Source organism: Lysinibacillus sp. NPDC047702, from assembly GCF_050272555.1.
In the GTDB taxonomy this organism is placed as follows: Bacteria; Bacillota; Bacilli; order Bacillales_A; family Planococcaceae; genus Lysinibacillus.
This window is the reverse complement of record NZ_JBNNMG010000036.1, coordinates 17,741-39,028: the sequence shown is the minus strand read 5'-3', so window position 1 is coordinate 39,028 and position 21,288 is coordinate 17,741. Positions and strand designations below refer to the sequence as shown.

Annotated in this window: 14 protein-coding genes; 9 read left to right on the top strand and 5 right to left on the bottom strand. The window is 36.4% G+C overall.

Annotated elements, in window-relative coordinates; all coding sequences use genetic code 11:
- Window positions 1-558: 558 nt before the first annotated feature.
- From ACQKIM_RS16745 to ACQKIM_RS16730, 4 genes are all read left to right on the top strand, one after another.
- On the top strand, window positions 559-2,310 hold the full coding sequence (locus ACQKIM_RS16745; RefSeq protein ID WP_427545905.1) for an ATP-binding protein: 1,752 nt from the start codon (window positions 559-561) through the stop codon (window positions 2,308-2,310).
- The gene (locus ACQKIM_RS16740) at window positions 2,288-3,403 is read left to right on the top strand and encodes a response regulator (RefSeq protein WP_427545903.1); all 1,116 of its coding nucleotides are present in this window, start codon (window positions 2,288-2,290) and stop codon (window positions 3,401-3,403) included. Before ACQKIM_RS16745 ends, ACQKIM_RS16740 begins: the two co-directional genes overlap by 23 nt.
- A 174-nt stretch (window positions 3,404-3,577) precedes the next feature.
- Window positions 3,578-6,898 (top strand): InlB B-repeat-containing protein, encoded by a 3,321-nt coding sequence (locus tag ACQKIM_RS16735; RefSeq protein WP_427545901.1) that lies wholly within the window; start codon window positions 3,578-3,580, stop codon window positions 6,896-6,898.
- 359 nt (window positions 6,899-7,257) lie between these two features.
- Entirely contained in the window at window positions 7,258-8,826 is a 1,569-nt protein-coding gene (locus ACQKIM_RS16730) for a glycoside hydrolase family 10 protein (protein ID WP_427545899.1), read from the top strand.
- A 203-nt stretch (window positions 8,827-9,029) separates the two neighbouring features.
- Here the strand turns inward: ACQKIM_RS16730 and ACQKIM_RS16725 are convergent, their stop codons facing one another.
- Window positions 9,030-12,119, bottom strand: coding sequence for an efflux RND transporter permease subunit (locus tag ACQKIM_RS16725; RefSeq protein ID WP_427545897.1), 3,090 nt, complete (start codon window positions 12,117-12,119; stop codon window positions 9,030-9,032).
- 99 nt (window positions 12,120-12,218) lie between these two features.
- On the opposite strand from ACQKIM_RS16725, the gene ACQKIM_RS16720 reads away from it, so the two are divergent.
- Complete coding sequence (locus tag ACQKIM_RS16720) at window positions 12,219-13,052, top strand: TetR/AcrR family transcriptional regulator (protein WP_427545895.1); 834 nt, start codon at window positions 12,219-12,221, stop codon at window positions 13,050-13,052.
- A 33-nt stretch (window positions 13,053-13,085) separates the two neighbouring features.
- Here the strand turns inward: ACQKIM_RS16720 and ACQKIM_RS16715 are convergent, their stop codons facing one another.
- From ACQKIM_RS16715 to ACQKIM_RS16705, 3 genes are all read right to left on the bottom strand, one after another.
- Window positions 13,086-13,403: a hypothetical protein gene (locus tag ACQKIM_RS16715; RefSeq protein WP_427545893.1), complete on the bottom strand. Its 318-nt coding sequence runs from the start codon at window positions 13,401-13,403 to the stop codon at window positions 13,086-13,088.
- A gap of 291 nt (window positions 13,404-13,694) precedes the next feature.
- On the bottom strand, window positions 13,695-15,362 hold the full coding sequence (gene rnjA, locus ACQKIM_RS16710; RefSeq protein WP_427545891.1) for a ribonuclease J1: 1,668 nt from the start codon (window positions 15,360-15,362) through the stop codon (window positions 13,695-13,697).
- Between the two features lie 5 nt (window positions 15,363-15,367).
- Complete coding sequence (locus tag ACQKIM_RS16705; protein WP_427545889.1) at window positions 15,368-15,577, bottom strand: DNA-dependent RNA polymerase subunit epsilon; 210 nt, start codon at window positions 15,575-15,577, stop codon at window positions 15,368-15,370.
- Window positions 15,578-16,182: 605 nt separating this feature from the next.
- Here ACQKIM_RS16705 and ACQKIM_RS16700 point away from each other — a divergent pair.
- Window positions 16,183-16,953: a Cof-type HAD-IIB family hydrolase gene (locus ACQKIM_RS16700; RefSeq protein ID WP_427545887.1), complete on the top strand. Its 771-nt coding sequence runs from the start codon at window positions 16,183-16,185 to the stop codon at window positions 16,951-16,953.
- A gap of 77 nt (window positions 16,954-17,030) precedes the next feature.
- Here the strand turns inward: ACQKIM_RS16700 and ACQKIM_RS16695 are convergent, their stop codons facing one another.
- Window positions 17,031-17,777 (bottom strand): DeoR/GlpR family DNA-binding transcription regulator, encoded by a 747-nt coding sequence (locus ACQKIM_RS16695; protein WP_427545885.1) that lies wholly within the window; start codon window positions 17,775-17,777, stop codon window positions 17,031-17,033.
- A 151-nt stretch (window positions 17,778-17,928) separates the two neighbouring features.
- Between ACQKIM_RS16695 and ACQKIM_RS16690 the strand changes: the two genes are divergently transcribed.
- The 3 genes from ACQKIM_RS16690 to ACQKIM_RS16680 are packed head-to-tail and all read left to right on the top strand — an operon-like array spanning window position 17,929 to window position 21,288.
- Window positions 17,929-18,681 carry an ABC transporter ATP-binding protein gene (locus tag ACQKIM_RS16690; RefSeq protein ID WP_427545883.1) on the top strand — a complete coding sequence of 251 codons (753 nt, stop codon included), beginning with the start codon at window positions 17,929-17,931 and terminating at the stop codon, window positions 18,679-18,681.
- On the top strand, window positions 18,674-20,305 hold the full coding sequence (locus ACQKIM_RS16685) for an ABC transporter permease subunit (RefSeq protein ID WP_427545881.1): 1,632 nt from the start codon (window positions 18,674-18,676) through the stop codon (window positions 20,303-20,305). The genes ACQKIM_RS16690 and ACQKIM_RS16685 overlap by 8 nt, the downstream gene beginning before the upstream one ends.
- Window positions 20,302-21,288: an extracellular solute-binding protein gene (locus tag ACQKIM_RS16680; RefSeq protein WP_427545879.1), complete on the top strand. Its 987-nt coding sequence runs from the start codon at window positions 20,302-20,304 to the stop codon at window positions 21,286-21,288. Before ACQKIM_RS16685 ends, ACQKIM_RS16680 begins: the two co-directional genes overlap by 4 nt.

Genomic DNA, 21,288 nt, shown 5'->3' with positions numbered 1-21,288 from the left:
CTCCATTTCTTAAAAGTTAAGGAAATCATACCATAGCATACTTTCATTAGCAATACCATGCAAGTAATTAAATAAAATGAAATTCCGTCCAATTATTTACCATATATCCAATAAAAAAATAGTTCTTACGACTTGAAATTGTCTTAGAAGATGAAAAAAATATAGCGAGACAAAGTGATACATATTTAGTTAGTAAAGTGGAATTGTTGTTTAATTGAAGAAGTTACTAGAATTCTTTTTTCTATATAAGCTGTATGGGGCAAGGGAAGAAACTTAGAAAAAGATGGCAAGGGTAATATCGATTTGATAAACTTGGAATAAAAAAGTAATAATACGTGAATTAATGCTTTTATTTTGATTCAGCAAGGTACAGAATACTTTCACCTCTTTAGAGACGTGGTGAATGCGGTTTTTTATCTATGCCTACTGAATCAAGATTAAGTCCCTGGCTAATTCACGGATTTTGAATAGAAGCTTTTCGAACGAGCCAATTACGTTGGAGCGTAATTGATTTAATAGAATTCATTCTTGGTAAAGTAGTTTAGGAGAGGTTCCTTCATGATTTTTAGCATTGAACTTATTTTAATGATGATTTCGATCATTATGATGGGGATTATTTTGTTTACCTTATATCGATTTAGGAAAGTGCGTGGGGTTATTTATCTTATAGGCTTGGTTGTATGCCGAATAATTTTCGCCAGTAGTGTCATTTTGGAAAAAAGTAGTTATTTATTAACAGAAATGATTATTTTTCGTAATATACAACAGACATCACTTTGTATGATGGTACCGTTTTTTATATTGTTTGTCTACAGATTAATAAGTCATCAGAAAGTGAAAAAAATTCAATGGGAAATTCCACTTTTTTCGATATTTATCATCTGGATATTGTTAATATGGTTCGATTCGTATTTGCATATTGTTTACTATACGAATGAGTTAGTCGATGGTCGGTTAATGAGGATTCGGACTATTTATGCTAATGTTTTTAACATTTTTTGCTATAGTAGTCTAGCTGTATGTATCTATTTACTATTTAGATATGTATGGTTGATTCGTAATGATTTTCGTAGACCAGGAATAGTGGTTTTGCTGTTGTGCTCACTCCCATTGATTTTTGAGATTATTCGATTTTCTCAACCCCAATGGTCGACATGGTTAGGAACATTGTCGGTTTTTTGTGCTATGACAGGTATGATTATTATTTTAATTATTTTAAGAACCAAATTTTTTTCTATCATTCCTATTGCTAAAAATATTGTGTTTGATAGCTTCCCAGAATGCATTGTCATTATGAATGCCTCTGGAAAAATTATTGAGGGAAATCAAAAGGCTGTTCAGTTTTTTGCACAATTAGGTTATTCCGTTTTTTACGATAAACCGATTTCACAACTATTAAAACAATGGCCAGAATGGTATAGCTTATCGCAGTCACTACAGCAAGGTAGTGTAGATATCAATGTTTGGCTGAATAAAGAAAAGAAAATATACCGAGTGAATGTTTATCCATTACGTACACTAGGTGAACAAGGACAAGGTAGTGTCTCGCTGATCATTGATATCACGGAGCAACAGGGACATTTGGAAAAAATCGCGCATCTTAATAAGCTCAAAGACCAGCTTTTTACCGTGGTATCACATGATATACGTAGCCCGTTAGCCATGCAATATCAGTTAATAGAGCTGCTAGAGGAAGACCTTGGCAGTTTCGGCGCAGAACATCAGGAAATTATCATAAAACTTGGAGAGCAAATCCGGCATACACTTGGAATGTCGAACAATTTACTAGAATGGTTCCGCAGTCAACGAGAAGACGTTGTGTTATACCCGCAATTATTGGAGCTATCAGAGATTGTGGAAGATTGCCATCAGTTATTAGCCATTCATAGCGGAGTGAAGAGCTTACATATAACAAATAATATTGTAAAGGATACTTATGTATGTGCTGATCGAGAAGTAGTGTTACTCGTTATTCGAAATTTATTGTCTAATGCGATCAAGTTTACTCAAGTAGGAGGTACTATACAAGTTGGTGCTCAATACTCTGGGGAAATGGTGATTGTATCTGTTCGGGATAATGGCGTTGGAATGGATAATGAGCAGATAGAACGACTATTTAATGAAAATCAGATGTATTCGTCAATGGGTACAGCAGGCGAAAAAGGGGCAGGTCTTGGCTTGCTAGTCAGTAAGCAGTTTGTGCAGCTAAGTGGAGAGAGCATGTGGGTAGAAAGTGTAGTAGGGCAAGGAAGTGTATTTTACTTTACTTTGAGAGGTGGAGAGAGCGGTGAAGGTTCTTATTGTAGATGATGAGCCTATTATGTTGCTAACTATGAAGCGCATGTTATCTAGCATAGAAGGTATCGAACTTGTTGGTAGTTTTCAACAAATGGAAGAGGCATTTACCTTTCTTTGTAAGCATGATGTGGATCTTGCATTTTTGGATATTGAGATAGCAGATAAGAATGGCATAGAATTAGCTCGTAACTTGCGATCAGCTAACACGGATTTAGATATTGTCTTTACTACTTCACACGCAGATTATGCGATACAAGCCTATGATGTTTATCCGCTGGATTATATGATGAAGCCCATTTCGAAAAGCAGATTGGCTCAAACAATAACGAGAGCATTTAACAGACGCCACAGTTCTTCTACTGTCAATAGTCCGGTACTAAATCGTCTCAAAGTTCAAACCTTCGGATGTCTTGAAGTTAGCAGTACTCAGCAGGGAGAAGTGAAATGGAGATCCAAAAAAAGTAAGGAGCTTTTTGTCTATTTACTCGTAAATAGAGGTAGAAGTGTTGGAAAAATGAAAGTAATAGATGATATATTTCCAGATATGCCTTTGAAAAATGCTGAAATCTATTTGAATACGGCAGTTTATCAACTTAGAAAAGCATTAAGTACACACGGCTTTAAGGAGAATATGATTTCAGGACAGGAAAAATATCGTCTAGAGCTAAGTAATGTGGATGTGGATTTTATTCAATTTGAGCAAGGTGTAGGGCTGCTCACTCAAATAAACAATGATAATGAGCCTGTTGCAGTAGAGCTAGAGAAACAAGTTGTGGGTGAGTTATTTGAGGGGCAGTCTTTTTCATGGGCAGCCTTAGAACAGGAGAGTATAACCTTAATGTACGCCTCTTTTGCTAAGCGTCTTGCTGACTGGCTATTGGCCTGTGAACGCCAGTCAGAAGCTCTGGAAGTAGTTAAAAGAGCACTGAAACGTGATGTATTTGACGAAGAGGCGAATCAGCTTTTGCTCAATATATACGGAGTAATGGGGGATTTGTATGCCCTTCACAATCACTATCAACAATATGTACAGATTATGCAGCAAGAGTTTAATCTTCAACCATCAATAGCCATGCAGATGCTTTATAGAAAATATTCGAGCTAGGTACTCCAATAACGTTGAGTACCTAGCCTTTTTTAGATTCTTTCATTTTTCTTTCATTGGCATATGAGCCTTTTTTTGAAGCGATGATTTGACTATGGTAATAGCTCTCACAGAGAAATAAAAGTAAATAGCATAATATCGCCAAAAAACTATTTCTAAGAAAGGAGTGTTTTTTTGAGGAAAAGTAGTTTATTACTAATGATAGTTTTTTTACTCTTATCACCATTTAGTAGTCTACCTGCTCAAGCTGTGACTCAAACGGATGGTTATTTTCGTTATGAGGATAATGGTGATAATACGGTGACGATTACAGGTTATACAGGTGCAGGAGGGCATGTTGATATTCCAGATACGTTAGGTGGCAAGTCTGTGACGGTGATTGGGGCTGAAACCTTTGCCATTGAGACTGCAGCATTTTATCAGAAAGGGTTAACAAGTGTGACAATCCCAAATGGTGTGAAGGAAATTGGCAATAATGCATTTTCTAAGAACAAGTTAACGGATGTGAAAATTCCAAGTAGTGTAACGTTAATCGGAACATCAGCATTTGCTGACAACGAGTTAGAGAGTGTAGATATTCCATATGGTGTGGAGACAATTGGGCACACAGCATTTACTAATAATAAATTAACAAGTGTGGATATCCCTAACAGTGTAACTTCAATTAAAATGTACGCATTTCAATCCAATTATTTAACAAATTTGACTATTCCCGATAGTGTAACCTCAATTGAAATTGGTGCGTTTACTTTGAATAAATTAACAAAAGTGACATTTGAGGGGGCAGTGTCATCCATTGATGTAAACTCTTTCATCAACCAAGCGGGAGCTATTGACTTCCTTGGTTGGTTTACAGATCAGGATTTTACCGAACCTTGGGATCGAACTGTCTCTCAGTCAATGGCAATTTACGCGGAGTGGACACCATTTACCTATACTCACAATCCTGATAGTGTGAGTGTAACAATTACAGGTTATATAGGTACAGCTCCCGAGGATATTGTCATCCCGAAAATATTGGGTGGGAAAACAGTGACAGCGATTGGACAAAATGCATTTAGGAATAGAGAATTAGCAAGTGTGACAATCCCAAATACTGTGATAACGATCGGAGACATTGCATTTGGTGCTAATAAATTAACAAGCGTTGATATACCTAACAGTGTGACTTCAATTGGACCGTATGCATTTGCTGATAACGAGTTAGTCCATGTGGATATTGCAAATAGCGTGAATTCTATTGGAGAAGGAGCATTTCGTGATAACAAGTTAGCGAGTGTTGTAATTCCAGATGGTGTGAAGGTGATTAGAGAAGAGACATTTCAGAAGAATGAATTAAGCAATGTAGTGATTCCCAGTAGCGTGACATCCATTGGAAATTCAGCATTTCAATACAATCAATTAAGCAATGTAACAATTCCTAGCAATGTGATGTCAATTGGAAAATTAGCATTTCAGTACAATCAGTTAACAAATGTAACGATTCCAAGTAATTTGAAGTCAATTGGAAATTCAGCATTTCAGCACAATCAGTTAAATAATGTAACGATTCCTAGCAGTGTGACATCAATTGGAAACAATGCATTTTTTAATAATCAGTTAAGCAAAGTAGAATTTGAAGGTATAGTACCCTCTATAGCGTTTGGCGCTTTTGATTATCAGAAACAGGGCTCTATTAACTACCTTGGCTGGTTTATAGATCAAGATTTCATCATATCTTGGGATAATACAGTTCCCCACGAAATGACGATTTATGCGAAGTATTCCTATAAAATTACATTTAACACAGATGGCGGAACAGTGATAGACAAGCAGAATATTGTGCCTAATGGAAAGTTAACAGTACCTCTACCTCCAACAAAGACGGGAAATAGCTTTGTTGGCTGGCATAAAGAAGCGGATACAGCTAGTAATAACTTATGGGATTTTGACAATGATGAAGTAACGGCAGATACAACGCTATATGCAAAATGGACACCAAATGAATATACAGTAGCCTTTGATGCAAATGGCGGTACAACCGTAGCGGATCAAACTATAGTGCACCAACAAAAAGTAACAGAGCCAGCACCGCCAACAAAAACAGGGCATATATTTGCGGGTTGGTACAAGGAAGAAGATTTCCAGACAAAGTGGAAATTTGACAATGAAGAAATAACAGTAGATACAATGCTATATGCAAAATGGACACCAAATGAATATACAGTAGCCTTTGATGCAAATGGAGGTACAACCGTAGCAGAACAAACTATAGCACATCAACAAAAAGCAACAGAGCCAGCACCACCAACAAAGGCAGGGCATACATTTTCGGGGTGGTACAAAGATGAAAATTTCCAGACAAATTTTGATTTTGACAATGATGAAATAACGACAGATACAATGCTATATGCAAAATGGACACTAAATGAATATACAGTAGCCTTTGATGCAGACGGAGGTAAAGCCGTAGCGAATCAAGCTATTGCGTACCAACAGAAAATAACAGAGCCTACATCGCCAACAAAAGAAGGACATATATTTGCTGGTTGGTACAAAGAAGCGGACTTCAAGACAAAGTGGGATTTTGCGAATGATAAAGTGATGGCAAATACGACACTGTATGCAAAGTGGAGTAAGAATTCTTCTCAGCCACCACCATCATCATCACAATCATCTATTGAAGAAACACAGTATACGTATAATATAACGTTTAATGTAAATGGAGGAATGGGGATAGTCGTTCAAAAGCAGGACTATAACAACAAAGTAGCAGAGCCACCAACACCAACGAAGGAAGGCTATGTATTTGGCGGCTGGTATAAGGAAGCAGCTTTTATAAATAAATGGGATTTTACGACGGATGTTGTCAGAGAAAATATCACATTGTATGCAAAGTGGATTAAAAATGTAGAAGATACGACTGAGCCGGAGAGAAATTCGGAAAACATAACCGAGCCTGTGCCAGCACCACCAATACCATCTGCATGTTCGATTCAATTTACAGATATCGCTACATCTTGGGCAAGAGAGATGATTGAAGAAATCGCAGGGCGTTGTATAATCAAGGGTTATCCAGATGGCACATTTAAGCCAAATGACCCGATTCAACGCCAACATGTAGCAGTATTGTTTACACGCGCATTTGCTTTGATACCAACACGTAACACACTGACTTTTAGTGACGTTCCAACAAGCCATTTATATTATGATGCGATTATGAAAGTCTATCAAGCAGGTATTTTTGATGGTACGGATGGACAGTTTATGCCAGATACCAATATCACACGTGCACAAATGGCAAAAGTACTTGTGCAAGTATTTAACCTAACATCAGATGCGACAAGTACATTCAAAGATGTGCCGTCCACACATTGGGCAAACAGCTATATTGCAATATTAGCAGACCACGGCATTGCACTTGGAGACAATGGGAATTTCAGACCAGATGAATCCATCACACGTGCTCAATTTGTAGCTTTTATGTATCGAGCGATGGGAATAATGGACAAATAAAAAACTGCCGAGAAAGCAAGTATTTACTGCTTTTTCGGCAGTTTTTCGCATTTTAATATATACATATTTTGGTTGGAATTAACTAGAGTGTTTGATAAAATAATAAATGAAGGTCAACGAGAGATGGTCTATAATAATCCTACTTTTTTAGAATATATATCTAAAAACGGAAAGAAAAAGTATTAGTACTAAATGTATTCAATAGACAATATTACTAGGTAAATAAATTGATTGTTTATTCATGCTAAAGGGGATTATTCACTACCGCATTTCAATCATTGGGTGAAGCAGCTTTGGAGACGTGCATATAGCGAGCACTTATCATATACTAAAATAGAAAAATAGTAAATGGAGGAAATATGAGAAAGAAAAATAGTAAATGGAAACTTATCACTTTAGTCGCGATGATTTTTATGTTATGCCTATCGACAATCCCTACAAAGAAAGCGATGGCAAGCACGACACAGCCGAAAAGGGAAATGCGGGCTGTCTGGATTTCAACGGTTCAAAATATTGATATGAAAGCAGGCATGACTAAGGAGCAATACACGACTTGGACACGCCAAACATTGGATCAATTGAAAGCCAATAAATTGAATACTGTTATTTATCAAGTAAGACCAACAAATGATGCAATGTATGCGTCTAAGCTAGCACCATGGTCGTCCTACATAACAGGGAAAAAGCAAGGCACAAATCCTGATTACGATCCTCTTGCGATTATTGTAGAGGAGGCACATAAACGAGGTATGGAGCTGCATGCATGGATGAATCCTTATCGTGTAACTATGCCGGGACAAAAACTAACAGACCTTTCTGCCAATAATGTGGCAAGAACAAATCCAAACTGGGTTGTCCAATATGGCAAGCAATATTATTTAAATCCTGGTTTACCAGAAGTGCAAAACTATTTAGTTGAAACAGTAAAAGAGCTAGTTGCCAATTATGATATTGATGCTGTCCATATGGATGATTACTTTTATCCATATAAAATTGCCAAGGAAGCCTTTCCAGATCAAGCAGCTTACAAAAAATATGGTGCTTCCTTTAAAAATGTGGAAGATTGGCGACGAGATAATGTTAACCAGCTTGTAGAAAATCTTTACACAGCCATTAAAGAAACAAAGCCATATGTTCAATATGGTATTTCACCATTTGGCGTATGGCGCAATAAATCATTGGATAAAACAGGAAGCGATACGAGAGCTGGTGTCAATAATTACGATGATTTATATGCAGATGTCAGAACATGGATTCAAAATGGCACGATTGATTACATTACACCACAAATTTATTGGTCAAGAACATTAGCTGTTGCCAAATATGGTACGCTACTGGATTGGTGGAGCCATGAGGTACAAACCTATGCACAGACACATCCTGTTCAGTTGTATATTGGACTTGCCGACTATAAGGTAGGGAATGACAGTGATGGGGCATGGAAAAATAAGATGGAGCTTCCTAGCCAAATTATGGCGAATCGTTCAGAGCAGGTAGCAGCCAAGGGGCAAATGCATTTCTCCTTAAGAAGTATTCAAAACAATAAACTGGGCTATGCAACGATTGTTAATCAGCAACTATATAATTACACAGCACTGACACCAGATACACCTTGGAATGATGACACAGTGCCAAGTGAGCCGACTATTGTACAAGTGACAAAGGAAGCAGATGGTCGCAAGATTAAAATTATAGACGAGAATGAAACACAACCACGCAAGTATATCATTTATCGTTTTGCAGGGAACAAAGAAGGCTCTTATAATGAGCCTCAAAATATAGTGGATGTTGTTTATAATAAGAATGGCATCACTGAATTTATGGACAAGACAGCTCTTGCTAAGCGTAGCTACACATACGGTATTACGGCTGTATCTGCTACAGGTGTGGAAAGCAAGGAAGTTTTTGTGGTAAAAGAAGATCAATAAATAGCTAAAGATTAACAAAACAGCCATTCACGTGCGATGACGCATGAGTGGCTGTTTTTTATCCCGCATAAACGGGCTGTAAGACAAAGATTTAAGTGAAACAAAAATATAAGTGGGAGATAAACTGCCCGTAAAAGCCCGATTGGTTCAACTAATAATCAGTGAGGATGAGGAAAATCCCCACTGATTGAAGTTTCACTTTATTAATTTTCTTCAATATCTTTTCGGTTTTTCTTTAACATTTTTGATAACATTTCATACACAATTGGAACAACAACCAATGTTAATAATGTTGAAGATAATAAACCACCAATTACGGTAATCGCTAGGTCTTTCGAAATAAGACCACTACCACCAGTACCGAATGCCATTGGAAGCATAGCGCCAATTGTTGCAATGGCTGTCATCAGAATTGGACGCAAACGTGTTGCCCCTGCCTCTAAGATCGCCTCACGCATAACAAGTCCGTCACGTTCCATGTGAATAATTCGGTCTACTAATACAATGGCATTTGTAACGACGATACCAATGAGCATTAATAAGCCCATCATAACCGAAACAGAAATTGTTTGACCTGTTACAAATAAACCAACAAATGCGCCAATTACAGCAAATGGAAGTGAGAACAGAATAGCAAATGGAGCTAAACCTTCACCGAATGTTACTACTAAGATGAAGTAAACGATAGCAATGGCAGCTAACATAGCAATACCAAGCTTTGTAAATGTTTCTTGCATATCTGCAGCTACACCTGATACGCCAGTTGTTACGCCTTTAGGTAAATCTAATTTATCGATTTTTTTATCTGCGGCTGAAGTAGCTTTTGAGATATCTTCGTCGATAACCGTACCAGTAACTGTTGCGAAATATTCACCTTTTGAGCGAGATAATGAGTTAAGCGTAGTGCCTTTCTCTACGTCTACTAGTTCACCGATAGTCATAGTTGTACCTAATGCAGTTTTAACCTCAGTAGCCAATACATCATCGATGGATAGAGCTGCTGCTTTTGCGTCACGTTGTACAATAACATCAATATCTTCACCATCATATCTTACGGATGTTAAAACTTCTTTAGAAGTATTGTTGCTCAATGCCATGACGATTTGAGCTGTAGTTAAACCGTATTGTAGAACATTTTTCTGTTCTACTTTTAAAACATGCTCAACATATGGGTCTTCGTTGTCAGACTTAATGTCCTCTAAGCCATCTACGTCTTTTAGTGCACCTTCTACTTGTTTCACTGCATCTCGAAGCTTATCTAAATCTTCACTATACAGCGTATAGCTAACTTCGTTTGAAGACATCGACATAGAAGAGAAGTTTTGAGATTTCCATTCCCCAGATTGACCGATGTTAAATACATAGTTTTCGACTTCTTCACGAGCTTTAGGGAAGTCCTCCATATCTTTATCAAAGATCAGGTACATTAATGCACCGCCTGCACCGCCGCCCATCATCATAGCAGATGGATCAACATTTTGCGAATCATTGATAGAGACTTGTAATATATCAATATCTTTGCGTTTCATTAATTCTTTTTCTACTTTAGCGACATTGTCTTCCGTTTCATCCATTAGTTCGCCAGTTCCAGGTGTGTAAGTTAAGTACATGACCTTTTCTTCCTGTGAACCCATGAAGCTAAAGCCAATCAATGGTGTTAAAGCAAGTGAACCGACTAGCAGTATAATCGCAATTACAGAAGTGATAATTTTATGGTTTAATGCTTTTTCAAGCACACCTCTATACCAAGTCGCTAGTTTACCAACTTCCTTATGTTGACTTTCTTTTTTCTCACCATACAGTTTTTTACGGAACAAGAAGTGCGATAAAGCTGGAACAATGGTAATTGCTACTAATAATGAAGCCCCTAAGGCAAATGACATTGTTAATGCAAACGGCATGAATAATTCACCAACCATACCGCCTACAAATATAAGTGGAGCAAATACTGCTACAGTTACCAAGGTTGAAGAAAGAATTGGTTTGAACATTTCGATAGTCGCTTCACGAATTAGAGCACGACCTGTTACTTTTTCTTCTTTTAAATGAATACGTCGATAAATATTTTCAACTACTACAATGGAGTCATCAATAACACGACCAATGGCTACGGTAATCGCACCGAGAGTCATAATATTTAATGTTATATCCATCCAGTTTAATAATAGCAATGCCATAAAGATAGAAACTGGAATAGAGATAATTGAAATAATCGTTGATTTGAAATCTCGTAAGAATAGTAAAATAATTAAAACAGCAATTGCGCCACCAAATACGGCCTTTTCAATCATTGTAAAGACTGAATCTTCAATTGGAGCACCTTGGTCTAACGAGATATCGACCTTTAAGCCGTCAATTAATTTTTCTTCATCCTTAATTAGGTCTTTTACTGCGTTTACGACTGTCACCGTATTTGCATCTTGACCTTTCACAATTTGAATGGCAATTGCATCTTTACCATTTGTACGTGATACAGATTGTACTTTACCCTCAACCTCAATCTTTGCAATATCGCCTAAGCGAACAAATGGAGAAGGATTTGTTGCTGAAGGTGTGACTGGAATTAATAAATCTTTTAATTCATCTACAGATTTTACTTTACCGTCAACGGAAACAGCTTGTTCACCAACAGTAAATTGATATAAACCAAGTGAAAGTGACATGTCACTTGCTTGAATCATTTGTTTGACGGTATCTTCTGTTAAACCAAGTGCAGCCATTTTTTCATCATCATATTTAAATGAGATTTGGTTAATGTGCTGACCAGTAATTGTTGCAGATGCCACACCGTCAATTTTTTCAATTTTAGGAAGGAGAATGTCTTCTACTGTTGAAGTTAATTCAACAATATCTTCCTTCGAGCTACTAACTGATAATGCAACAACAGGCATCATATTCATGCTAATGGCCATAATTGTCGGCTTTTGAGCACCCTCAGGTAGCTTTACATCATCTAAAGCAGATTCTAATTGGCGCTTTTTCTCATCCATATCAATTCCATAGTCGTATTCAACTTGAACTTGTGATACGTTGGATGAGGATGTTGAATAAACGGCTTTGACATCTTCTAAGCTTTCTATAGATTTTTCAAATGGTATGGAAAGCTCATTCATGACTTGCTCAGGAGTTGCGCCAGGATAGACGCCCATTACAATTAAGTATGGAATCGAAATATCAGGAATGGATTCCATTTTCATTCTTGTTCCCGAATAAATACCAGAGACAGTGATGATAATTGTTAGTAACCATACTGCCAATTTGTTTTTCAATACGAAATTAACTAAACCTTTCACCTTCACACCTACCCTTTATTGACTATCTAAATTCAATTATTTATACTAATGACTAATCGGTCATTTGTCAACGAAATGCATTAGGAGAGAGAAAAAAATATGTTAAAAAAGCAATTAATAATGGAGAAAGCATTGGAATTGTTTTCTGAACAGGGTTTCGAAGCTACATCTGTACAGCAAATAACAGAACGCTGCGGTATTTCAAAAGGAGCATTTTATTTATCCTTCAAAACAAAAGATGAGCTTGTTTTTTCAATGGTAGACTATTACTTACAACAGTTTCTTATAGATGTTGACCAGGTAGTCAGAGGCTCTTACAACAAGGATACTTTGCTGGTTGAATTTTACAAAAGCATCTTCCAAGCCTTCAAAGTGCATTCTGCTTCCGCACGTGTCTTTTTTAATGAGAAGGTCTTTTTGACAAAAAAAGAACTTTTTCATAAAATAACGGCTTATGAAGCAGAAATGTCTAAATCGATTCTCTATATGCTTGAGCAGCTCTATCAGGATAAACTTCAAGAGACAAAATATGATGTTATGTATTGCATAAAAGGATTTATGAAGAGTTATGCAGAACTCTTTATTTTTTCTAATATGCCTCTTGATTTAGATCAATTAGCGAAATCTCTAGCAGAAAAGACAGATATTATTGCACGTTTCACGACGATTCCTTTTATAACAGAGGACCTTGTTCAATTTGTATCCAAGCCTTGTGAACAGGAAATTTCAAAGGAAACCATATTACAGCTAATTGAGCAAAATATAATTAATATGGAAGAATCCATTGTACGCGAATCAATGGTGCTTTTAAAAGATCAAGTAGAAAATCCAATTTATAGTATGCCAATACTAAAAGGTTTGGTTGAGAATATACGTGTTGAACCAGCGTACAATTGGGTTGCCTATGTAATTGCTAAATATTTCAAAATATAGGGATAGAATTGTTCACTTTGATTGTGAACAATTCTATTTTTTATTTAGCACCTCTAACGGTATGGATTGTAGTGCGTCTGTTTCCCTTATCGAAGGAACGTATGGAAGTGATAAATGTTTTAGTATGTGAATTTCCTGATTAAATTTACGTAATGTTTTTTGATGATGGCGATGCTTTGGTCGTAAGCATTTTAAAACAAAAAAGTTTTCTGAAGATACTTCCTTGATTAAATAAGCTCGACCATATGAGCCATAGCCAAGAAATTTGATAAAGCAGTAATCAGGATGCTCCATAAGATAATGCTTAACGGCTATATCGAAGCTTTTCTCTGATAAACGTTTCCACCACATTAGCTGCTAAAGAAACTCATGGAACTAAAGAAACTACGAGAGCTTTTTCGATTGCTCCGTTTATAGTGGTTATGCCCATAATAATTGTGACGTTTTGAGTATTTTTGGCGGCTACTAGATGAAGAGTGTTTAGATTTACTATTTAGTAAAGAATGAAGGATTTTATCTAGCATAAAAATGCTCCTTTATCATGTTTTATTACTATATACGTAAAACGATAAAAGGAGGTTTCAAAAAATTAAAAATAAAAAAAGAAGCTACGTAAATTTTTACGTAGCTTCTTCTAGAGGTTTAAACCTCCATAATAATTGGTAAAATCATTGGTCGACGTTTTGTCTTTTCAAATAGATAAGGTCCTAAGACATCTGTAATTTCATTTTTTAGCTCAGTCCATTGAGGCGTTTTGCTTTGAATTGTATCGTTAAGATGACGATTTAGCATTTTTTGAGCTTCATTAATCATCGTTCCTGATTCACGCATATAAACAAATCCTCTAGAAATAATGTCTGGACCGGAAACAATTTTTTGATTTACCATATCGACACTGACAACAACAATGACTAAACCTTCTTCTGAAAGGATGCGTCGATCACGTAGCACGATATTACCGATATCTCCAATACCATTGCCATCAATGTATACGTCGCCAGATGGTATACGTCCTGCTACATGAGCTTCATTGGCACTTAATGCAAGGACATCACCATTTTCCATGACGAATGTATTTTCAAATGGAACATCACAATCTTCTGCTAGGTGTGTATGCATTTTTAACATACGGAATTCACCATGGATAGGCATAAAGAATTTAGGCTTCATCAAGCGTAGCATCAGTTTTTGTTCTTCCTGGGAGCCGTGTCCAGAGGTATGAATATTATTTAGTGCACCATGAATAACCTCTGCACCTGCACGGAACAGTAAATTAATAATTTTGTTGACACTTACTGTATTTCCAGGTACTGGTGAAGATGAAAAGATAACTGTGTCACCAGGTTGAATTTGAATTTGACGATGCGTACCATTAGCAATACGTGATAGAGCTGCCATTGGCTCACCCTGAGAGCCTGTACATAAAATCATAACTTCATTAGCAGGGAGGCGATTAATGCTTTGGGCATCAATAAATGTATCCTTTGGTGCGTTTATATAACCGAGCTCACGCCCAATTGTAATAGCATTATCCATTGAACGCCCAAAAACGGCTATTTTTCGTCCGTATTTTATTGCAGCATCTGTAGCCTGTTGTAAACGATGTATATTTGAAGCAAATGTTGCAAAAATAATACGACTATCTACCTTACGGAAAATTTCATCTATACTTTTTCCAACTGTACGTTCAGACATTGTGAAATTAGGTTTTTCAGCATTTGTACTATCTGAAAGTAAGCAAAGTACACCGTCACGTCCGATTTCTGCCATTTTCGTTAGGTTGGCTGGTTCGCCTACAGGTGTAAAATCAAACTTGAAGTCACCAGTATGCACAATGTTTCCTGGTGGAGTTTTTACGACAATACCATAAGCATCGGGAATACTATGAGTTGTTCTGAAGAAGCTAACAGATGTTTTTCTAAACTTAATGACGTCATCTTCTTTAATTTCGATTAGCTTTGTTGTACGCAGCAAGCCATGTTCGTCTAATTTATTACGTAATAGGCCAAGTGCAAGCTTTCCCCCATAGACAGGGATATTTACTTGACGTAATAAGTAGGGAATGCCACCAATATGGTCCTCATGCCCGTGTGTAATAAATAAGCCTTTAATTTTGTCAACGTTACGTACTAAATACGTATAGTCAGGAATAACATAGTCAATGCCGAGTAAGTCGTCTTCTGGGAATTTTATGCCAGCATCAATCAAAATGATTTCATCTTGAAATTGAACGCCATAAGTGTTTTTGCCGATTTCGCCCAGTCCGCCGAGTGCGAAAACAGCTGCTTGGTCATTTTTAACAAACTTCATGTTTGTTAAATTTCCTCCAAGACGAAGTTCGGACTTGCTTGTTCGTAGGCTAAATAATTACCTTCAAGCAGTTGGATGAACTCGATATTATAGTCTCGGTCTTTTAACTTTTGACGTACTTCACGATCTGAAGCAGCTTCAAGGTATAGACTTTTAGTGTTTTCGCGAACTGGAATTTCATTTGCATTTTCTTGATAATAAACTTTGTAAATCATAGTTTGCTCTCCTTTTATTGCGTACAATTTTATTGCACCTTTAACTAATACCACACACGTCCTACAAGAAAAAACAACGAATTTCTATTATTTATAATCCAGAAATAAGGCGTTTGAAGTTCTTGTATCTCAATGCTTCAAATGAGCACAAATTGCTTCAATCAACAAAGTAGTTACAGCTGATAAAAGCTAAAGCCTCTGGTAGATATCTCAAATTTTGATCAATTGTGCCTTATAATTCAAAATTCGAATGTTTAGTTTCTTGCTATGAAAGCAACATGCTAAAGAAACAGCAACAAAAATACCAAGGCGTTATTGATAAAAAGCAATGAGACAGTGGTTGCACATAGCCAAATAAATGCATTTCCTTTATATTATCACGCAGTTACTCTAAAATAAAGAAAAGCCCTTCAAATATTGAAGGGCAAATGTTAGGCAATTGATTTTTTTCCGAGTATGCCGCGAAGTTGCTTCAACAATTTCCGCTTGAGTTTCTTCAGCATGGCACATCACTCCTTAGGATTATTATAATAAAAAATTTTGTCTATGTAAAGTTATGAACCTTGAAACAATTATGTATCTATAGAAAGGAAAGGAATAATAAAATGAAAAAAATTTTGTTTTTTGACGTAGATGGAACCCTTTATAATAGTAAAAAAATATTACCAGCATCCGCTAAACAAGCGCTGTTTGAAGCACGTCGTCGTGGCTATGAAATTGCTATTGCGACAGGTCGTGCACCGTTCATGATTGAATCTTTGTTAGAGGAGTTGGAAATTGATACATACGTTACCTTTAATGGACAATATGTTGTTTACAAAGGTGAGGTTGTCTATACAAATGGTATTGATAAAGACGAGCTCACTAAAATTATTGCCTTTGGTGAGACAAGAAACGAACCAGTAGTATTTTTAGATGATAAACGCATGATAGCGTCTGTTGGTAATAATCATATGGTGGCGGAATCTTTAAATACTTTGAAGTATCCATATCCAGAATTAGACTCATCTTATTATATGCAGAATGATGTCTATCAAACACTAATATTTATGGAAGAAAAAGATGAATCTTTATACTGTGAGACATTTCCAAATGTGCAGTTTGTCCGTTGGCATCGTTATTCTTGTGATATTTTACCAAGTGGAGGCTCTAAGGCTGCGGGTATTGAAAAAGTACTAGAGCGAATGGGTATTACATTTGAGGATGCTGTAGCTTTTGGAGATGGAATTAATGATACGGAAATGCTTCAGGCTGTGGGTACAAGTGTGGCAATGGGAAATGGACACGAAAAAGTAAAGGCAATTGCTACACATATAGCTGATCATGTGGATCATGATGGACTGGCAAAAATAATGCGTAAGCTAGCTATTATTTAATGAAGAATCAAAAAGCAACTAGTTGGTGGAAGTAGCCTCAGCTAGTTGCTTTTTGATGTTTTATTTCATTTATCTGTTTAAACGAGTTTTAACTGTACACCTTCTTTTGTAAAATGCATGATAGTTTCTTTAGACAATGCACTATCGGTAATAATTGTATCTATTTCTTGCAGTGGACAGACTTGAATGGCTACATCTTTATTAAATTTTGAGGAGTCAGTTGCCACAAAAACAGTTTGAGAAATAGAAATAATTTGTTTTCTCGTGATGGCCTCCTCTAAATTAAAATCAGAAATACCCTTTTCGATAGAAACACCGCTTGCGCAAATAAAGGCTTTATTAATATTAAGATGATCAAAACGGAAAAGGAAATCGTTAGATGTTACAGACTTCTCAGAGTGTCGAATTTTCCCGCCAATAATAATTACTTCTACTTTAGAACCAATCAGCTCAAATGCCACAGGTAGTGAATTTGTAATGACTGTCAATTTTTCTTTTTCTAATAGAAATGGTGTCATTTGGTATGTAGTTGTTCCACTATCTATAAAAATACAATCACCGTCCTGTACGAAGGATGCACAGGCTTTTGCAATAGCGATTTTTTCTGGCAACTGTTCATGAAGTCGTTGATCGATGACCCCCTCAACTGGTTCTATATATTTTACACCTCCATAAAACTTCTCGATTTTCTTCTCATGGACAAGCTGTTGGATATCGCGACGGATTGTTTCCATCGAAACGTTAAACTCTTTTGTGAGAGTTACTAATTTTACAACCTTGCGTTCCCTTATAAACTGCAAAATATGTTGTTGTCTTTCTATCATAAACATTTCATCACCTCTACTAGATATTTACTCAAAGTGATCATAACTTTGTCAACAGTTGGTCAGAATTTACTCAACATTTACACAAAAGCGCATTTTCCTTTACAAATTGTCACTATACTAAGGCTAAGAACTGAGAGAGGTGAACAATTTGTTAGAACTAAAAAATATCTCAAAAAGCTATAAAAATAAAAAAGTTTTAGTAGATATCAATGTAACCATCGAATCAGGCGAAATCATTTCGTTATTAGGGCCAAGTGGTTGCGGTAAAACTACTTTGCTCAATATCATTTTAGGGCTTGCAGAGCAAACAGCTGGTCAACTTATCTACAATGGACAAGATATATCGATGCAATCCATGCAAGAAAGAGGATTTAATATTGTGTTTCAGGATTTTGCGTTATTTCCTCATTTAAATGCATACGACAATATTGTCTATGGATTGAAAAATAAAAACGTACAAATGTCCAATGAGGAGGTACAAGAATTTATTGATTTTTTAGAGCTGACACCGCATTTACATAAAAAGATTCATGAATTGTCAGGTGGTCAAAAACAACGTGTCTCTATTGCAAGAACACTTGTTATGCAGCCAAAAATTCTATTGTTAGATGAGCCATTAAGTGCTCTAGATGGTGTCATTAAGGAATCCATCAAGGAGCGTATTAAATTGATCGCTCGTGAATTTAATTTGACGACCATTATTGTGACACATGATCCAGAAGAAGCACTAACTCTATCAGATAAAGTTTTGATTATTAATGAAGGAACAGTTGCTCAATTTGGCACACCACATGAAATCGTAACAGCACCCAACAATCAATTTATTGAGGACTTTATCTTAAGACAGCTTCATATTAAGCGACACAACATCTATCAATTATTTGGAGAAACATATGCTTAAAACGAATAAAATGATGAAAATAATTTTTCTGCCGATTCTATTATTTTTTCTAATCTTTTTAATTGTGCCATTACTTTATATGTTTTGGCAGTCCTTCAAAATTGGAAACGTTATTACCATTCAAAATTATCTAGATGCTTTACAAAATATAGATATCCGTAAATCTTTCTTAAATAGCTTTAAAGTTTCCTTTGCTGCATCGATAATCACGACCATTTTAGCTTTTTTATTGGCCTATGCGGTTCATTTTACGACCATGCATCGCCAGACGAAAAAGCTAGTACAAATAGGAATCACGTTGCCAATGCTGCTACCGACCATTACCTATGGCTTTGTGCTGATTTATTCATTTGGAAATCAAGGAATCCTTACAAAATTAATTGGACAACCGTTATTTACAATTTATGGGTACAATGGCTTGGTCATAGGTTATGTATTATACACATTGCCGGTCGCTTTTATTTTAATGCAAAATTCCATGCAGTATATAGACAAACGATTTTTGCTAGTTTCAATGTTAATGCGGGATCATTCACTACGTCGCTTTTATCATACTGTATTTCGCCCAATGCTAGGGACGATTGGTGGAGCTTTTATTTTAACATTTATTTTAAGCTTTACAGATTTCGGAATTCCTGCATCAGTCGGTGGAAACTACCGAGTGATTGCTACTGAACTCTATCAAGCTATGTTAGGTTCTATCGTGCATTTTGAACGTGGAGCGGTTATCTCCGTGTTAATGCTAGTACCTGCTGTACTTGGAGTTGTTATGTTAACGATTTTAGAGCGCTTTAATTTTCAATATAAACAAGCTGGGCAAAGTGAACTTGTAAAGCACCGTCTACGTGATGGGATGTTTACTGCTTATTCAATTGTCTGTGTAGCAGTAGTATTTATCATTTTTTCAACAATGTTTATAGTTCCTTTTACAAAGGGCTATCCCTATGACTTTAGCTTTACGTTAGAACATGTCCAAAATGTATTGGCAGAGAAGGATTTAACAAAGGTATATGTCAATTCATTAATCGTGGCAGTATTAACAGCCATTTTAGGTGTAGTCATTACTTTTATGTCGGCACTTCTCAATGCAAGGACACCGTTAAAAGGAAGAAAAAGCTTAGATTTTGCTTCTATGATTACGAACACTGTACCAGGAATGGTGCTTGGTCTTTCATACCTATTTTTCTTTAATGGAAGTTCTATAAAAGGGACATTCCTCATTATTATTGCGTGTAATATTGTGCACTTTTTTACAACACCTTATTTAATGGCAAAAAACTCATTGCAAAAGATGGACCCTACCTGGGAAGTGACAGCGGAGCTATTAAAGGATTCCTGGTTAAAAACAGTTATACGTATCATATTACCGAACATTAGACCAACTATTTATCAAATGTTTAGCTACTTTTTTTTAAATGCAATGGTTACTGTCAGTGGCGTTATATTCCTTGTCAGCACAAAGACAATGCTTGTATCGACACGGATAAAAGAGCTACAGCATTTCGCAAAATATACCGATATTTTTGTACTATCAATATTTATTTTATGTACAAACCTCATTGTGAAATTAGGTTGTGATTATATAACAACACATAAAGAAAAAGTGAAGGAGATATCAAAATGAAGAAATCAACATTTATGATGCTAGGGACAGTTAGTGCAGCGGCGGTAGTTTTAGCTGCATGTGGAGGGGCAGAAGCAGATTCCAAAGACCAAGTGATTATTTATTCAAATGCTGATGATGAGGCAATTGAGGTAATGGAATCTACATTAGATGACAAAGGCTATAACGGAAAGTATTTGATTCAATCCTTTGGTACTTCTGAGCTAGGTGGAAAAATGATGGCTGAAGGAACAGATATTGAAGCAGATGTTGTAACAATGGCTTCTTATTTTATAGAGAGCGCACAAACTTCCAAATCGATGTTTGTGGATATCTCTTCAGATTTAAAGCCACTTGATGGTGGTGTAACGTATGCGTTGCCGATTTTAGGAAATGTCGGTTCGATCTTTATCAATACAGATGTTTTACAACAAAAAGGTCTACCTGTACCAAAAACAATTAAGGATTTGACAGCTCCTGCCTATAAGGATTTAGTGTCATTCCCAAATATTATGGATTCTTCAACAGGCTGGCTTCTAGTACAAGCCATTATCAAAGAATATGGTGAGCAGGAAGGGAAAAAAGTTTTAGCAGATTTAATTAAAAATGCTGGACCTCATATCGAAAGCTCAGGCTCAGGTCCGATTAAGAAGGTGAAAACAGGTGAAGTAGCGGCTGGCTTTGGCTTACGAATTCAAGCTATTGATGCTAAAAATGAAGGACTACCAATCGATTATATTGACCCGACAGAAGGAAACTTCACTCTTACAGAATCTGTGGCTGTAGTAGACAAAGAAGGAGATGAAGCACTAGCCAAAGAAATAGCGAAAGTAATTGCCACAGAGGCACGCAGTGGTTTATTAGAGCAATATCCTGTGGCACTTTATGAAGGGGAGCAAGTAAAGGCTGAGCATATTCCAGCACACCTTAAAAAATGGGATACAACCTTGACAGTAGATTTATTAGAAAAACACCAAGCATTCTTTAAAGAAGCGCAACAATAA

Coding starts and splice junctions, on each gene's coding strand:
- ACQKIM_RS16745 (WP_427545905.1), top strand. CDS start 559: ATGATTTTTAGCATTGAACTTATTTTAATGATGATTTCGATCATTATG.
- rnjA (WP_427545891.1), bottom strand. CDS start 15,362: ATGAAGTTTGTTAAAAATGACCAAGCAGCTGTTTTCGCACTCGGCGGA.
- ACQKIM_RS16715 (WP_427545893.1), bottom strand. CDS start 13,403: ATGTGGTGGAAACGTTTATCAGAGAAAAGCTTCGATATAGCCGTTAAG.
- ACQKIM_RS16705 (WP_427545889.1), bottom strand. CDS start 15,577: ATGATTTACAAAGTTTATTATCAAGAAAATGCAAATGAAATTCCAGTT.
- ACQKIM_RS16685 (WP_427545881.1), top strand. CDS start 18,674: ATGCTTAAAACGAATAAAATGATGAAAATAATTTTTCTGCCGATTCTA.
- ACQKIM_RS16720 (WP_427545895.1), top strand. CDS start 12,219: ATGTTAAAAAAGCAATTAATAATGGAGAAAGCATTGGAATTGTTTTCT.
- ACQKIM_RS16680 (WP_427545879.1), top strand. CDS start 20,302: ATGAAGAAATCAACATTTATGATGCTAGGGACAGTTAGTGCAGCGGCG.
- ACQKIM_RS16695 (WP_427545885.1), bottom strand. CDS start 17,777: ATGATAGAAAGACAACAACATATTTTGCAGTTTATAAGGGAACGCAAG.
- ACQKIM_RS16700 (WP_427545887.1), top strand. CDS start 16,183: ATGAAAAAAATTTTGTTTTTTGACGTAGATGGAACCCTTTATAATAGT.
- ACQKIM_RS16730 (WP_427545899.1), top strand. CDS start 7,258: ATGAGAAAGAAAAATAGTAAATGGAAACTTATCACTTTAGTCGCGATG.